This window comes from Dongia deserti (genome assembly GCF_003574735.1).
GTDB lineage: Bacteria > Pseudomonadota > Alphaproteobacteria > Dongiales > Dongiaceae > Dongia_A > Dongia_A deserti.
The window spans coordinates 54,819-68,183 of the sequence record NZ_QORW01000009.1; the positions used below are offsets into that span (position 1 = coordinate 54,819).

Here is a 13,365-nt window from a genome sequence, read left to right on the forward strand (position 1 = left end):
CCGATGAATGACCTTAAGCGCCTATACACTGCATACCAAGCAGATATCGAAACCGCGGCGTTGGCAGCGATGAGATCGGGCTGGTGGTTGAATGGAGGCTGCGCCAAATCATTCTGTGCCAGCTTCGCGCGTGCGTGTGGGGCATCAGAATGCATCCCGGTGGCCAACGGAACCGACGCGTTAGAGATCGCCCTACGCGCCGTCGCGACGGCCCGCTCTCCAGCAGGCCGGGAGGTGATCACCGTCGCCAATGCGGGCGGATATACTACAGTCGCCTGCCGGCAGAGCCAGTTGGTGCCGGTCTACGCGGATGTCGAGGAACGTAGCCAGCTCCTCGCAATCGAATCGGCGGTCGCGGCACTGTCGGACCAGACCCTCGCCATCGTCGCAACGCATCTCTATGGTGGGGTGGTCGATGTTCCCGTGCTCAGGCGGATGCTACGGGAGGCGGGCTACGGCCACGTCGCAATCGTAGAGGACTGCGCCCAAGCGCATGGCGCTCGCTCAGGCGACGCACCGGTCGGCTCGTTAGGTGACATCGCGGCGTTCAGTTTCTATCCTACCAAGAACCTCGGTGCCATGGGAGATGCCGGCGCGATCGTAACTTCTGACGCGGTGTTGGCGGACATCGTTCGAAAGCTTCGGCAGTACGGCTGGAGTGCTAAGTATCACGTGGACCTCGGTGGCGGTCGGAATTCGCGCATGGATGAGGTTCAAGCCGCAATTCTCCAAACCATGTTGCCGCGTCTTGGCGCACTGAACGCCGAACGAGCCCGGATCCGTTCGCGGTTGAGCGAGGCGGCCGGAGATTCGTTGGAGTTCGTGGACGGTGGCCCGGGCGCCGTTGTGCATCTCGCCGTCGTAAGATCGCCTACGCGCGATGCCCTCAGACGTTTCCTGGTCGAGCGGGGTGTGGAATCCGAAATCCACTATCCGGTACTGGACTGCGATCAGCTGGGCTGGGAACACCTGCCGATGCGCATCGCACCCGGCGGACTACCGATCGCGCGCCGGAGCGTGGGCGAGATTTTGACCCTGCCCTGCTTTCCCGGCATGACGAAGCACGAGCTCACCGCGCTCTGCACTGCGCTCGAGGAGTGGAGGCAATGACCGCGCGTTCACTCATCATTCCCATCTACCGCAATGCGGAGAGCGTCCCTCGTCTCCTTGAGGCACTCGAAGGCATCAGCGCCGCGCTGAATGGCGAGCTCGAGGTCGTCTTTGTTGTCGATGGTTCGCCGGACGAATCCGGGGCCCTGCTCCTCGAGCGTGCGCCGAAATGCTCCTTTCCGAGCAAGGTTGCCTTCCACAGCCGGAACTTCGGGTCATTCACGGCGATCCGCACTGGGATGGAACTGGCGCAAGGAGAGCACCTAGCGGTCATGGCAGCCGACCTCCAGGAGCCGCCCGAGCTCATGGTGGAGTTCTTCCGAGTCCTTGCCGCCGGGCGCGCGGAGGTCGTCTTCGCCAAACGTGAAGGACGCGGCGATCCGCTGTTGTCGCGCTTGCTATCAGCGGTCTTCTGGCGCATGTATCGCCGCTTCATCCTGCCGGACATGCCGGCGGGCGGGATCGACGTGTTTGCGTGCTGTCGGAAGGTGCGCGACGCCGTCCTGGAGATCGAGGAGCCCAACAGTTCCTTGATCGCCCAGCTGTTCTGGGTGGGCTTCCGACGCGAATTCATACCGTATATGCGCCGCCCGAGACTGGAGGGAAAGAGCGCGTGGGCCCTGTCGCGGCGCTTTCGTTACATGATGGACAGCATCTTTTCCTTTTCCGACCTGCCGATCATGGTAGTGCTCTGGCTGGGCGTCATTGGCTGCACGATCAGCAGCGTACTGGGCTTGATCACGCTTGGCGCGCGTCTTGCCGGATATATCCAGGAAGCTGGATATACCAGCATCATACTGCTGATCGCGTTCTTGGGTTCCCTGATCCTTGCGGTGCAGGGCATATTGGGATGCTATCTCTGGCGCGCGACGGAGAACTCGAAACGCCGCCCGCTGCGCATCATCAGCCGCGTGGTGCATTTGCAGGGAGACCTTAACGAGCGGACGACATGAAGAGCAACAAGACAGGGATCTTTATCCACGAGCGTGGGATCTGCGAGAGTGACTCGGTCGGGGAGGGCACACGCATCTGGGCTTTCGCTCATGTGCTTCCTGGCGCTCGGATCGGCAAGAACTGCAACGTCTGCGATCACGTCTTCATCGAGAACGACGTTATCATTGGAGACGACGTCACCATCAAGTCGGGCGTCCAGCTTTGGGATGGCGTGCGGCTGGGAAACAGTGTCTTTGTGGGCCCGAACGCCACCTTCGCAAATGACAAGTTCCCCCGTTCCAAGCGCTATCCCACTCGGTTGCTCAATACCGTAGTCGAAGACGGAGCCTCCATCGGGGCCAACGCGACCATCCTGCCTGGCATACAGATCGGCAGCGGAGCAATGGTGGGTGCAGGCGCAGTCGTAACGAAGAGCGTTCCGCCGAACGCCCTGGTCGTCGGCAATCCCGCGGTGATCGTTGGATATGAAGGCGCGAAACATGCCGAAGGGGCGGCACCGGCGACCCAATCGCTGGATGCGGCACCGGGCTCGTTTATCAGGCTCGATGTTGGCGACACGCAGCTATGGCGATTGCCGCATTTTACCGATCTCCGCGGCGATCTCTATCCACTGGAGATGGAACGGGACTTGCCTTTCGCGCCACGACGGACCTTTCTGGTTCGGGACGTGCCGACGAACAAGGTAAGGGGCGAGCATGCCCATCTTTCCTGCCATCAGTTCCTGGTCGCCGCTCACGGCCGCCTGTCGGTCGTAGTAGATGACGGAAGGAGCCGCCTGGAGGTGTCATTGTCTGACCCTTCGATCGGCCTTTATGTGCCGCCCATGGTGTGGTGCATCCAGTACAAGTTCGAGGCTGACACTGTCTTGATGGTCATGGCTTCGCACCCCTACGAGGCGGCGGACTACGTTCGCGACTATGGCCGCTTCCGGCAGCTTGTCAAAGGAGAGGGAAAGGCGTGACGCTGCACGGATCAAGAGTAAACGTGTTCCTGGCCCATCTCAGCGATTTCAGGAATTTCCAGCGGCCGTTCATTATCCTGCTGGCGATCTTCTCGACCTTCTACTTCCTCCAGCTGGTCGGCTTTTCTCTTTCCATCGACGACGAGGTTGCAGCGCTGCGCGAGGACCCGGCGCCGTGGGTGGGCCAGGGCCGATGGCTGATCTACGTGCTGGAGCGGTTCATCCTCTCGCAGCCGGTGCTTCCGTTTTTCACCCTCTTCACGTTCGGCGTCCTCGTGAGCGCGAGTTACATCGTCCTCGGAAAGGCCCACTCGTACCGGACCGACAGCGCGCCGCTGTTCCTGCTGTTCGCGCTCTTCGCCGCGTTTCCGACCTTGTATTTCATCCTGAATTTCGCCGCCAACACTGTCGGACTGGGCATCGGAATCCTGCTCGCCTGCATGTGCGTACTTCTGTTCGACCGGGCCGTGGCCGCGCTGCTTGCGGGAGAGCGCCTGCGCTCAGAGGCCGCAGGGCGCTTTCTCCTGCAGGCGGGCTTGGGCACCGCCGCGATCGGCGCCTACCAGTCGCTGATCCTGCTGGTTGCCGTCGGCTGCTGCGGGGTCTTCATCCTGCGCTACCTCCGCAGTCCGGGCATCTCGTGGCGACAGGTGGCCGTCATCCATGCCTACTTGGCGTTCGTCATCTTGGCGAGCGTGCTCCTCGGGCTGCTCCTGGCCCGCGGATTTCAGATGGCACTGGGCGTAGCGCCGATCTACATCGAGAACTTCCTGCGCCCTGATGCCCTACTGCACGGGCCGGGCGCCGTGTTCGGCAAACTCGTCAAGCAGTACTGGCAGGTCTATGGCGGCAAGCGCAGCGTCTATGGTTTCCGGTATTGGACTTTCCCGGCCTTGATTCTGCTGGGCGTTTTCGCCTTGACGGCGCGCGTCCCGGACCGCACTGCAGCGCGTCTTGTCTTCACGTTCCTGTACCTGATGGGAATGACCGCGATTCCATTCGGCCTGAACATCGTTGCCGGCGGGACGGTGCCCTACCGCACCCTCGTTGCGGTCCCGTACGTCTTCTGGTTCCTGGCCGCCGGCGCCGTCCTCAGCGATAGCGCCGCTGTCCGTCGCATCGCCGTCATCCTTGTCGTCATCGTGGCGGCCCAGTGCCTCTACACCTTCTCCGCGTTCCAGGCCAGCAGGCGCTTGGCGTTCGAGCATGACGTGCAGCTCGCTTCGCGGATCTACGAGCGGATCGCGACCGAAATCCCGAACTTCGACCGGACGAAGGTCTATCGCGCCGACTTCTACGGCGCGCTGGGCTTCGACTCCATCTACCGCGATGCGCTCCATTCAACCATTTCTGCGTCCTTCTTCGAGTGGGACGGCGGCAATCCCCATCGGATCGCGTCCATCCTGAAGATCCTGGGATACTCGAACATCGTTGCGCTCGACGAGAAGAGACGGCGCGCCCTGCTGCCGGTCATCCAGCAGATGCCGATCTGGCCGGCCAACGGATCGGTAAGAGTCGTGGATGATGTCGTCTTGGTCCGCTTAGGCCAGCAGCCGGGAACCGTCCATCGGAAGCTGCTCGCGGCAGGGGATTAGACGCTAGTCAAAGTGCTGGCCTAGGATTTTGATGCGTCTCGCTCCGCGAATGCCGCAAGCGTTTGCTCGAATTTGCGAACGCGCCGAGCAAGACTCGCGACAGCGCGCACAAGAAGATCTTGCTGCCCTTCGAGTCACTCAATCTCAATGAGATTCACGACGCCCTCAGCCCCGGGCTCTTCGAATGGCGTCGTCTGATGGCCGACACGTTGGCTCCGATACATTCGGTCAGGATAAAGAAGAAGCCGCCCACCGGGCGGCTGGCGCTAGGGATGGCCGGGTTGACACTCCGCAGGCGGCGTGCATGATTGCGGCCCATGATCGAAGGACCATGGTTCATTTGGATGCACTTTCCGAAGTGCGCTGGCTCGGCGACTGAGGCAGCATTGCGAAGGCTATACCTCGGAAAGCCTGGCTACACGTTCGATCAGCCGGCTCCGGCTTGGCACGAAAATGTCGCACAGCGAATGAAGCGCGTTCCTGGATTTGCGCCCGGCGATCGCACGATCATCTGCAACTTCCGGCGCCTGCCATCCTGGATCATCAGCCGGGTGCGCTACGAGCAGTCCCAGCCACCCCACCATGCCGCTCCGCGCGAGATGTTCCTTTCCGGCCGATTCTTTGAGAACGATGGAAGCATCAATACCGCAGAGGGGTATGTGAAGCACTACATGGCCGCCAACAAATGGATTAGGGCCGAGCATCTTGCTGAAGATTTCGAGAAGGCATTCGGCGTCTCAGCACCGATTGAGCGTGTGAACGAGACGTCACCAGAAGTATCGGATGTTCGGTTCCACCTGAGTAGGGATGACATCGTTCGGCTCTATGAAATTTGCCCCACATGGGCTGCGCTTGAACGCAAGCTATACGGCTCCCTCGCCGTTGAGGAGGCGCAGAGCGGATGGCCAAGTTTCGCATCCACACCAGCGGGCTGCGGAAACCAGGGTCGGACGGCGTGATAGAGATCACTGTCGGTCTCCGCAGTAGAGACATGGCGGTCCGTTTTGGCCTCCGATATCATCGAGCCCGGCTCAATCCAGAGCGAGCCGCGGCGCTTTCCATTGTGCCCAAGGTGGCGACGCTGATCGCCTAAACCCTCTCGGCAGATGGATCGACAAGATGGGCATCAAACTCGATTTCTAGGCGCATTGCAGTTTCCGCACGTTGCCGGCGCTGTCCTTCACGATGAGGGTCGCCGTTTTCTCTGCGGATACAACATGGCTAGTATTGTCCCAGAGATTCCAGAACTCCGACGTCCATTCCTTAGCGCTGTTGCTCATCAGCAGCCTTGATACGACAACGTGTCGCTGCTAAATGCCAAAGAGGGTGGATGCAGTCGCCCATTGTTGCCTCGTCAGCTGCAGCAGCCGTTCGCTGCGAATCCACCGAGATCGGCCGCGCTGCATCGCAGGAGAGGCCAAGACTTGGGGCAGAGGCACATTGGGGCCCAATTACCGTCGCATATGGCTCGTGAGCCATCCGGGAACTTGGCGCCCTAGAGGGGTCTTGCGCTATGCCTGATGAACAAACGGAACCTGTTTATGCGCACGACGGCTATTGTCCAGTCTGCCAGAAGCCGGTACGCTTTGCTGCAGCTGGCTCCTGGTACCGTCAGCACCTCCTGTGCCCGCTATGCCAGTCTGTGGTGAGAGAGCGTGCGCTCGCCCTCATCCTGTTTGAGGAGCGCCCAAACTGGCGAACGCTTACCATTCACGAATCCTCGCCTTTGAACCGCGGCATATCGGCAAAGCTTAAGGCTGAGGGTGGAAACTACATTCCTTCCCATTACTTCCCCGATCAACCCCTTGGCATAGAATTTCGAGGGTTCCGCAACGAGAACCTCGAACGCCAGACATTTCCAGATGACAGCCTGGACATTGTCATATCTCTGGACGTCATGGAGCACGTCTTTCACCCTGATTTGGTCTATTCCGAGATATACCGGACGCTCAAGCCTGGTGGCGTCTATCTCCACACCTTTCCCATCGCCAAAACCATGGTGCCGGCGTTTCGCCAGCGCGCCCGCCTGGAGGAGGATGGGACGGTGTGCCATCTGGTCGAGCCACCGCAGTACCATGGCAATCCAGTGGACGCACAGGGATCACTTGTAACCTACGACTATGGATATGAGGTGGACCGCCAGATCGCTGCTTGGGCGCCATTCGACGTGCGCGTGACGCGCTTCTGGGACCAGACGCACGGAATTATCGGCGATTACACGGAAGTTGTGATCTGCACGAAGCCCTGATAGTCCCGGCCACCGCCTAGACCTATGCATTTGCATGAGGTGACGACGCCTTGTAGTTTGGTAAGAAATTTGAAGGAGGTGTCGCTTGCGCAGTGTTCCGGCAAGATTTCGAACCCTCTCCGACGAGCAATGGACCAACCTTCTTGTGAGAAGTGTTCATGAGCCCGTCATCGATGGTTTCGAGTTTCCTCGTTTTCCCGCCGACGTAGTGCAGTCGAACTTTGTCGGATCGTCAAACGAGACCGCCCTTCGCGAGGCCTCGAAATTCTACTCCTTCGTCAAGGACAATGCTCGGTCGTTGGAGTCGCCAATTTCGGATGACAGCGTGCTACTGGATTTCGGGTGCGGCTGGGGACGCTTCCTGCGCTTCTTCTGGCGTGACCTGCCCGCAGATCAGATCATCGGCGTGGATGTCGATCCGGTAATTCTATCCGAATGCCGCAAAGCCGGCATCCAAGCGCATCTCCAGCACATCGAGCCGGTTGGCAAGTTGGCTCTGGCCGATCGAAGCGTCTCGCACATCATTGCATACAGCGTCTTCACCCATCTGCCTGAGAATGTCCACCAGCACTGGCTGGACGAACTGGCGCGCGTTGCCAAGCCCGGTTGCGTGTTTGTCTGCACCACCGAACCGCGACGCTTTCTCGACTTCGTTGCGGGTATTCTCCCGGATTCGCCCTCTCGCTGGCACGCCGCGCTGAGACGCGCCGCCGGCAATATCGAAGATAAGAAGAGGCAGTTCGATGCGGGCCAATTTGTCTACATCCCGACCGGGGGCGGGGACTTTAGAGACAAGACCGTGTACGGAGATGCTGTGATTCCGCCGTCCTACATCGAACGGGTTTGGTCCTCGAGATTCGCCGTGCGGTCCTATCACGAGGAAGGCTTCTGGCAAGCCGCCGTCGTGCTCCAGAAAGAATAGCGAGCAATCCGCCGTGCTCTCTGACGAACCCGGCAAGTATCGTTGCTCTTGTCATCGGACATTTTCCCGACTAGATGAGCGGGTTTCGTAGGACTGTCTCGATATCCACCCCCATGCGCCTCGTCACCTGGAACATCAACTCCCTCCGCCTCCGCCTCGACCTGCTGCGCCGGCTGGTGCAGGAGGAGCAGCCCGATGTCATCTGCCTGCAGGAGATCAAGGTGCAGGACAGCGAGTTTCCGGAAGAGGAGCTCAAGAGCCTGGGCTATCCCCACATCCTGCGCCACGGGATGAAGAGCTATAACGGCGTCGCCATCCTGTCGCGCCTGCCGTTCCTGGCCAAGGATCCGCAGAACTGGTGCGACAAGGGCGATTCCAGGCACGGCCGCGTGGTGCTGGGCGGCGATCTCGATCTGCAGAATTTCTACGTGCCGGCGGGCGGCGACATTCCGGACGCGAAGAAGAACGTGAAGTTCGCCCACAAGCTCCAGTTCCTGGACGAGATGCACGCTCATTTCCAGAACGCACGCCGCCGGAAGAAGAGCATCATGGTCGGCGACCTCAACATCGCGCCCCTGGAGCATGACGTGTGGTCGCACAAGCAGCTGCTCGACGTGGTCAGCCACACGCCGATCGAGGTGGAGAAGCTGACCGGCATCAAGGCGGCCGGCACATGGGTCGACGCCGTCCGCCACTTCGTGCCGGAGAGCGAGAAGCTCTTTTCCTGGTGGAGCTACCGGTCGCCCGACTGGACCAGGAACGACCGCGGCCGGCGCCTCGACCACATCTGGGTCACGCCCGATTTGCAGAAGGATTTGAAGGCCGCCCGCATTCGCCGCGACATGCGCAGCTGGAAACAGCCCTCGGACCATGTGGCGGTGATTTTGGATTTCGGATAGTCCCCTCCCCCATTTTTGGGGAGGGGTCGCCGCGAGTCGTGCCGCCCTCTAACTCCGCTCGAAATCCACTGCCATCGTGTTGCCGCCGCACACCAGAACGCCGACGCGCTCGTCCGGGGCGGGCTTGTAGGCGCCGCTGAGCAGGGCGGCGAAGGCCGCGGCGCCGCCCGGTTCCGCCACCACGCGCAGTGCCTGCCACAGCGCACGCTCGGCCGCGCGGATCGCCTCGTCCGGCACCAGCACCGATTCCGCCACATAGCGCTGCGCGATCGGGAACATGAGCGTGCCGACCTGCTTCGGCGCCAGCGAGTCCGCGGCGATGCCGCCGGCCGGCGCCTCCACCGGGCAGCCCGCCTGGCGCGCCATGTGGAGCGTCGGCGCCGCCTCCGGCTCCACCGCCACGATCTTGTGCCGGCCGGCGCTCCACGCCGCCATGCCGCCGATGAGGCCGCCGCCGCCCACCGCCACCAGCCAGGTGGTCGCGGCTGGCGCCTGGGCCGCGAACTCGCGCGCCACCGTTCCCTGGCCCAGCAAGGTCTCCGGCTGATCGAAGGCGTGGATCGGCATCGCGCCGGACTCCGCCACCCATCGCTCGCTCAAGGCGAGCGCGTCGGCATAGCGTGCGCCCTCCACCACCAGCTCCGCGCCATAGGACTTGATCTGCGCGATCTTGGCGGGCGAGGCGACGCTGGGCACGAAGATCTTGGCGGGGATGCCGAGCCGCCTGGCCGCGAAGGCGACCGCGGCGCCGTGATTGCCGCCGGACGCCGCCACCACGCCCGCCTTCGGCACGCCGCGCGTCAGCAGGTTGGTGAAGGCGCCGCGCGGCTTGAAGCTGCCGGCATGCTGCAGCAGCTCCAGCTTGAACGCGATGGCCGCGCCGCTTAAGCCGAAATCCTCCGCCGCCGCCATCACCACCGGCGTCTCGCGCACATGAGGAGCGATCACCGGATGCACCGCATCGATCGCCGCTGTCGTGATCGCCACTGCTTCAGCCATGCTCACCCCTCGTCCTCACTGGGCCGCCACGTGGTGGGCGAGCCCCGGTGATCCAGCTTGACTTTAGATCGGTAATTAGCAAATTGGCAATATGCCTATGGAACAGAACATGAAGGCCGCCTTGCGCGCGCTCGCCAACGAGCGCCGGGTCCGCATTCTCGACTGGCTGAAGGATCCGCGCGCCCACTTCCCCAGGCAGGTCGACGGCGACCTGGTGGAGGACGGCGTCTGCGGCCTGCTCATCGCGCGCAAGCTGAAGGTGAGCCAGCCGACCGCCAGCGAGCATCTGCGCGTCCTGGTGCAGGCCGGCCTCCTGCGCCCCAAGCGCATCAAGCAATGGACTTTCTACCGCCGCGACGAACCGCGCCTGAAGGCGGTGAAAAAGGCGCTGGCTGGGCTTTGATTCAGAGGCAGGGATCAGGTATCAGGTATCAGAAGTGAAGCGTTGCCGACCTCTGATCCCTGATCCCTGATTAATGATCCCTGAGTTTCCGCCCCACCGTCATCGCGGCGCGGAACGCTTCATCGTCGTCGACGAAGGCAGGCTCCGGCACCGCGCCCATGGCGTCGACGAACTTGCTGATGAAGCAGCGGAACGCGGCGCACAAGGCGATGTCGCAGATCTGCCGGTCGGTGAAGCCGACCGCGCGCAGCCGCGCGATGTCCGCCTGCGCAATCGTGTGGGCGTCGGTCGCGACCTTCTCCGCATAGGCCAGCATCGCCACATCCTTCTCCGGCAGCCCGGCCGTCCGATAGTCGCGCTGGACCGCCAGCACCAGCTCTTTCGAGCCGAGCTCCTTGGCCAGGCGCTGGCTGTAGACATGCGAGCAATAGGTCGAGCGAATGTGCTTGGCGGCGATCAGGGTGACCAGGCACCATTCCCGCGCGCCAAGGGAGAAGCCGCCGCGCACGCCATCGAAGAAGGCGTCAAACAAGGGCAGCAGATCGGGCCGCGTCGTGAAGCAGCGCGCCGATCCCGGCACGAAGCCGGCGTGCGCCTTCTCTTTCCGATAGACCTCCGCGATCGCGCCGACCGCGTCCTCTTCCGCCACAGTCTCTAGAAACATGTCGCGTGCCCCTTCTTGGTTCGCAAATGCCCGTAGGAGCGCCGTAGCCCGGAGTCAAGTACCCGCAAGACATGGCGCACCGGCATGTGTGGAATTGATAATCCTATGACCGGGCCTTGATCGTGTAGACTTCTGGCCCTCTGGCCACTGACATCTGGTTGTCGCATGCCCAAGCCAACGCTCCGCCCAGGCCTCACGCACACCGAGACCATCCTCGTCACCGACCGGCTGATCGTGCCGGAGATGGCGGACTATTTCTCCAACTTCGCCGCGATGCCGCCGGTGCTCGCGACCGCCTATCTGGTCGCCTTCGTGGAATGGACCTGCGTGCGGGCCCTGGCCGATCACCTGCTGGAGGGCGAGCACAGCGTCGGCACCCATGTGGACCTCAGCCACACGGCGGCAACGCCGACCGGCATGAAGGCGACGGCCGCCATCGAGCTGATCGAGATGAGCGGCCGCAAGCTGCGCTTCAAGGTGAGCTGCCGCGACGAGCGCGAGGAGATCGGCGCCGGGTTCCACGAACGCTTCGTCATCGACCAGGCCCGCTTCCTAGCTAAGCTAGGGGAAAAGCAGGCCGGGCGGTAGCAGCCTCCATTACTCTCCGCCCGTTGGCTCGCCTGTGGGTTCGCCTGTCGGCTCGCCCGTGCCCCCGCCGGTGTTGGCAGGTGGGCTGGGTGGCCCGCCTGACCCGCCCTCGCGTTCCTTGTGGTCGCCGCAATCCTGCAGAAACCCGCAGAACCCAGCAGCGTCTCCGTAAAGGTCGGCCACATTCTGGTTTGGGTAGCATCCGGTAAGGCCAACCATGGGGATCAGGATGGCCGCACGGAACCAGCGGCGGGCTGGTCGCCCGCGATAGTGCATCGAATGCATGGTTCTACTCCACGTGTCTAGGATGGTGGTTGGCTTTGTCGTGAGGATGGTGGGTAACCGCCTGATCGGCCTCGGATCCCAGAGCGAGGTAGCCGATCAGCAGCGCGGCGCCGGCGGCGAGCGCGCCTATCCACAGCATTGCGCGCGTCCGTGTCACGGCCGTCACCAATGCCAAACCTGGTCGAAGCCGCCCATCATCTTGGGCACGGCCGCCTGCTTCACCATGGTCAATCCGCCGATCAGCTCCTCTTCGCGGATGCCGCGCTCGGTGAGGCATTCGCGCACGACCATCACGTCGACGCCCTTGGCGACCAGGCCGGCCACCTGCTCGGCCAGGCGCGGCGCATGCTTCTGCGCCCGGTCGCCGAACATCAGCGGCGGAACGCCTTGTGCCGTGACGGCGTAGTTGACGGCGTTGCCGCTCAAGAGGACGCTGTGGTCGGCGCCGGCGCCTTTCATGGCATGGATGATCCACACGACCGGATCGTCCTGCTCTTCCAACGTGGCGCGGTAGGCGATCTCGATGATGTTGAGCACCTTCATCGCTGCAGCTCCTTATCGCGTGGGGATGACCAGCACGTTGTCCGACGTGCTCGCCATCTTCCAGAAATCGGCCGGCGAGCCGCGGCGGACGCCCGCAACGGACTCGGTTGCGCCGCGTTCGTCGACGCACAGGCCGCAATTCACCCAATCGAGCTTGCCGCCGTTGCGCGCGGCCTCCTGCATCACCGCCTCGACCCATTCGCGCGGCAGCGGATGGTCCTCCTCCGCGGCGTCGGTCCCGTGCACGGCGTTGGCGTGCTTCGCCTGCGCCGCCAGTGGCAGGTAGACCGCGCCCTCATAGGCGAAGACGTTGATGTCGTAGCCCCGCCGAGCCGCGATATCGATGAGCCGCAAGGCCGTGGTGGTACGTGCGTTCTCGAACGGCGCGTCCATCAGCAGGAACGTGAGTGTCTTCTTGTCCGCCATGGGATCCTCCTTCATTGCGGGTCAGTGCCACAGCGCCTTGCACCCGGCGGCCATCTGGTCGACCACCGCCGACAGCGGCGCCACCGTGACACCCGCGATCAGGCGGTTGGGAGAGATGCCGCGTTCCTGCAGCGAGAAGGAATCGGCCAGCACCCGGACGCCGTTCGTGGCGAGTGCCGCCAGCGACAGCACGCGCCCATTGTGCGGAACGGTCGGACGCGCGCCGTGGCGCGCCGTCATCACGGCGTTCTGCACCAGGAACAGCGTGACGCCGCTGCCTTCCTTGGCCAGGCCTTCGGCCAGGTCGAGGAAACCGCCGACCTCCGCCGATTCGAACGGGTCGCGGGATTCGATCAAGAGATAGTCGGCCATGTCAGTCTTCCTTCTGGGCTTGAGGCTGATTGCGCGGCGCAAGGATGGACGCGCGTCCGCGCTGCGGTGGAACGTTGGCGGCGGAGCGCTCCGGGTCGGGCGACCCTGACCGCATGCCGGTCCGCACCTGGAAGCCGACGTCGTGCACCACAGACTTCCCGTACTGGTGCAGGTCTCGGCCGACCTCTATCCATCCGCGGCACGAGCGCATGACACCGCGCGCAATCCCGGCCGGCAGCGCGGCAAGGCCCGACTTGGCGCGATTCAGGACTTCCCGGCCAAGGCTCGTTCGATAAGAGATCGATGACATCCTTGCCTCATCCTCCCGTTTCGTGCCGTTGTTCGCGGCCCTCGGTCTGCGCCATCACTGCACCGCCGGCGCGGGTGAGGAGAAGC

At 62.9% G+C, this 13,365-nt stretch carries 17 protein-coding genes; 10 read left to right on the forward strand and 7 right to left on the reverse strand.

Features of this window, described 5'->3' with window-relative positions:
- The first annotated feature begins 3 nt into the window (after window positions 1–3).
- From DTX69_RS15230 to DTX69_RS15255, 5 genes are all read left to right on the forward strand, one after another.
- Window positions 4–1,110 (forward strand): DegT/DnrJ/EryC1/StrS family aminotransferase, encoded by a 1,107-nt coding sequence (locus DTX69_RS15230; RefSeq protein WP_284735823.1) that lies wholly within the window; start codon window positions 4–6, stop codon window positions 1,108–1,110.
- Entirely contained in the window at window positions 1,107–2,063 is a 957-nt protein-coding gene (locus DTX69_RS15235) for a glycosyltransferase family 2 protein (protein WP_119302412.1), read from the forward strand. Before DTX69_RS15230 ends, DTX69_RS15235 begins: the two co-directional genes overlap by 4 nt.
- Window positions 2,060–3,025: a WxcM-like domain-containing protein gene (locus DTX69_RS15240; RefSeq protein WP_119302413.1), complete on the forward strand. Its 966-nt coding sequence runs from the start codon at window positions 2,060–2,062 to the stop codon at window positions 3,023–3,025. Before DTX69_RS15235 ends, DTX69_RS15240 begins: the two co-directional genes overlap by 4 nt.
- Window positions 3,022–4,620 carry a glucosyltransferase domain-containing protein gene (locus DTX69_RS15245; RefSeq protein WP_119302414.1) on the forward strand — a complete coding sequence of 533 codons (1,599 nt, stop codon included), beginning with the start codon at window positions 3,022–3,024 and terminating at the stop codon, window positions 4,618–4,620. Before DTX69_RS15240 ends, DTX69_RS15245 begins: the two co-directional genes overlap by 4 nt.
- A 317-nt stretch (window positions 4,621–4,937) precedes the next feature.
- The gene (locus DTX69_RS15255; protein ID WP_162917207.1) at window positions 4,938–5,579 is read left to right on the forward strand and encodes a hypothetical protein; all 642 of its coding nucleotides are present in this window, start codon (window positions 4,938–4,940) and stop codon (window positions 5,577–5,579) included.
- 180 nt (window positions 5,580–5,759) lie between these two features.
- Here the strand turns inward: DTX69_RS15255 and DTX69_RS30165 are convergent, their stop codons facing one another.
- Window positions 5,760–5,900 (reverse strand): hypothetical protein, encoded by a 141-nt coding sequence (locus DTX69_RS30165; protein ID WP_162917208.1) that lies wholly within the window; start codon window positions 5,898–5,900, stop codon window positions 5,760–5,762.
- Between the two features lie 233 nt (window positions 5,901–6,133).
- Here DTX69_RS30165 and DTX69_RS15260 point away from each other — a divergent pair, with 233 nt between their 5' ends.
- The 3 genes from DTX69_RS15260 to xth all read left to right on the forward strand — a co-directional run bounded on the left by DTX69_RS15260 (window position 6,134) and on the right by xth (window position 8,689).
- Window positions 6,134–6,868 carry a class I SAM-dependent methyltransferase gene (locus DTX69_RS15260; protein ID WP_119302417.1) on the forward strand — a complete coding sequence of 245 codons (735 nt, stop codon included), beginning with the start codon at window positions 6,134–6,136 and terminating at the stop codon, window positions 6,866–6,868.
- An 85-nt stretch (window positions 6,869–6,953) separates the two neighbouring features.
- Window positions 6,954–7,790 carry a class I SAM-dependent methyltransferase gene (locus DTX69_RS15265; RefSeq protein WP_119302418.1) on the forward strand — a complete coding sequence of 279 codons (837 nt, stop codon included), beginning with the start codon at window positions 6,954–6,956 and terminating at the stop codon, window positions 7,788–7,790.
- Window positions 7,791–7,903: 113 nt separating this feature from the next.
- Entirely contained in the window at window positions 7,904–8,689 is a 786-nt protein-coding gene (xth, locus tag DTX69_RS15270; protein WP_119302419.1) for an exodeoxyribonuclease III, read from the forward strand.
- Between the two features lie 48 nt (window positions 8,690–8,737).
- Here the strand turns inward: xth and DTX69_RS15275 are convergent, their stop codons facing one another.
- Window positions 8,738–9,688: a threonine/serine dehydratase gene (locus DTX69_RS15275; protein WP_119302420.1), complete on the reverse strand. Its 951-nt coding sequence runs from the start codon at window positions 9,686–9,688 to the stop codon at window positions 8,738–8,740.
- Between the two features lie 109 nt (window positions 9,689–9,797).
- Between DTX69_RS15275 and DTX69_RS15280 the strand changes: the two genes are divergently transcribed.
- Window positions 9,798–10,091, forward strand: a complete 294-nt coding sequence (locus DTX69_RS15280) for an ArsR/SmtB family transcription factor (RefSeq protein ID WP_119302632.1) — start codon at window positions 9,798–9,800, stop codon at window positions 10,089–10,091.
- Between the two features lie 70 nt (window positions 10,092–10,161).
- On the opposite strand, the gene DTX69_RS15285 is transcribed toward DTX69_RS15280, so the two are convergent.
- Window positions 10,162–10,755 carry a peroxidase-related enzyme gene (locus DTX69_RS15285; RefSeq protein WP_119302421.1) on the reverse strand — a complete coding sequence of 198 codons (594 nt, stop codon included), beginning with the start codon at window positions 10,753–10,755 and terminating at the stop codon, window positions 10,162–10,164.
- A 165-nt stretch (window positions 10,756–10,920) separates the two neighbouring features.
- Here DTX69_RS15285 and DTX69_RS15290 point away from each other — a divergent pair, with 165 nt between their 5' ends.
- Window positions 10,921–11,343: a thioesterase family protein gene (locus DTX69_RS15290; protein WP_119302422.1), complete on the forward strand. Its 423-nt coding sequence runs from the start codon at window positions 10,921–10,923 to the stop codon at window positions 11,341–11,343.
- 447 nt (window positions 11,344–11,790) lie between these two features.
- Here the strand turns inward: DTX69_RS15290 and DTX69_RS15295 are convergent, their stop codons facing one another.
- From DTX69_RS15295 to DTX69_RS15310, 4 genes are read right to left on the reverse strand one after another with little or no spacing between them, the layout of a single operon-like run.
- The gene (locus tag DTX69_RS15295; RefSeq protein ID WP_119302423.1) at window positions 11,791–12,171 is read right to left on the reverse strand and encodes a DsrE family protein; all 381 of its coding nucleotides are present in this window, start codon (window positions 12,169–12,171) and stop codon (window positions 11,791–11,793) included.
- Window positions 12,172–12,183: 12 nt separating this feature from the next.
- Entirely contained in the window at window positions 12,184–12,597 is a 414-nt protein-coding gene (locus tag DTX69_RS15300; protein WP_119302424.1) for a DsrE/DsrF/TusD sulfur relay family protein, read from the reverse strand.
- 21 nt (window positions 12,598–12,618) lie between these two features.
- Entirely contained in the window at window positions 12,619–12,969 is a 351-nt protein-coding gene (locus DTX69_RS15305) for a DsrE family protein (protein WP_119302425.1), read from the reverse strand.
- Window position 12,970: 1 nt separating this feature from the next.
- Complete coding sequence (locus DTX69_RS15310) at window positions 12,971–13,279, reverse strand: hypothetical protein (protein WP_119302426.1); 309 nt, start codon at window positions 13,277–13,279, stop codon at window positions 12,971–12,973.
- Window positions 13,280–13,365: the final 86 nt, after the last annotated feature.

What these genes read in the sequence shown, in the direction of transcription:
- DTX69_RS15260 (WP_119302417.1), top strand. Translation starts at nt 6,134, where the DNA reads ATGCCTGATGAACAAACGGAACCTGTTTATGCGCACGACGGCTATTGT.
- DTX69_RS15305 (WP_119302425.1), bottom strand. Translation starts at nt 12,969, where the DNA reads ATGGCCGACTATCTCTTGATCGAATCCCGCGACCCGTTCGAATCGGCG.
- DTX69_RS15285 (WP_119302421.1), bottom strand. Translation starts at nt 10,755, where the DNA reads ATGTTTCTAGAGACTGTGGCGGAAGAGGACGCGGTCGGCGCGATCGCG.
- DTX69_RS15255 (WP_162917207.1), top strand. Translation starts at nt 4,938, where the DNA reads ATGATCGAAGGACCATGGTTCATTTGGATGCACTTTCCGAAGTGCGCT.
- DTX69_RS15290 (WP_119302422.1), top strand. Translation starts at nt 10,921, where the DNA reads ATGCCCAAGCCAACGCTCCGCCCAGGCCTCACGCACACCGAGACCATC.
- DTX69_RS30165 (WP_162917208.1), bottom strand. Translation starts at nt 5,900, where the DNA reads ATGAGCAACAGCGCTAAGGAATGGACGTCGGAGTTCTGGAATCTCTGG.
- DTX69_RS15275 (WP_119302420.1), bottom strand. Translation starts at nt 9,688, where the DNA reads ATGGCTGAAGCAGTGGCGATCACGACAGCGGCGATCGATGCGGTGCAT.
- DTX69_RS15280 (WP_119302632.1), top strand. Translation starts at nt 9,798, where the DNA reads ATGAAGGCCGCCTTGCGCGCGCTCGCCAACGAGCGCCGGGTCCGCATT.
- DTX69_RS15300 (WP_119302424.1), bottom strand. Translation starts at nt 12,597, where the DNA reads ATGGCGGACAAGAAGACACTCACGTTCCTGCTGATGGACGCGCCGTTC.
- xth (WP_119302419.1), top strand. Translation starts at nt 7,904, where the DNA reads ATGCGCCTCGTCACCTGGAACATCAACTCCCTCCGCCTCCGCCTCGAC.
- DTX69_RS15235 (WP_119302412.1), top strand. Translation starts at nt 1,107, where the DNA reads ATGACCGCGCGTTCACTCATCATTCCCATCTACCGCAATGCGGAGAGC.
- DTX69_RS15310 (WP_119302426.1), bottom strand. Translation starts at nt 13,279, where the DNA reads ATGTCATCGATCTCTTATCGAACGAGCCTTGGCCGGGAAGTCCTGAAT.
- DTX69_RS15230 (WP_284735823.1), top strand. Translation starts at nt 4, where the DNA reads ATGAATGACCTTAAGCGCCTATACACTGCATACCAAGCAGATATCGAA.
- DTX69_RS15240 (WP_119302413.1), top strand. Translation starts at nt 2,060, where the DNA reads ATGAAGAGCAACAAGACAGGGATCTTTATCCACGAGCGTGGGATCTGC.
- DTX69_RS15295 (WP_119302423.1), bottom strand. Translation starts at nt 12,171, where the DNA reads ATGAAGGTGCTCAACATCATCGAGATCGCCTACCGCGCCACGTTGGAA.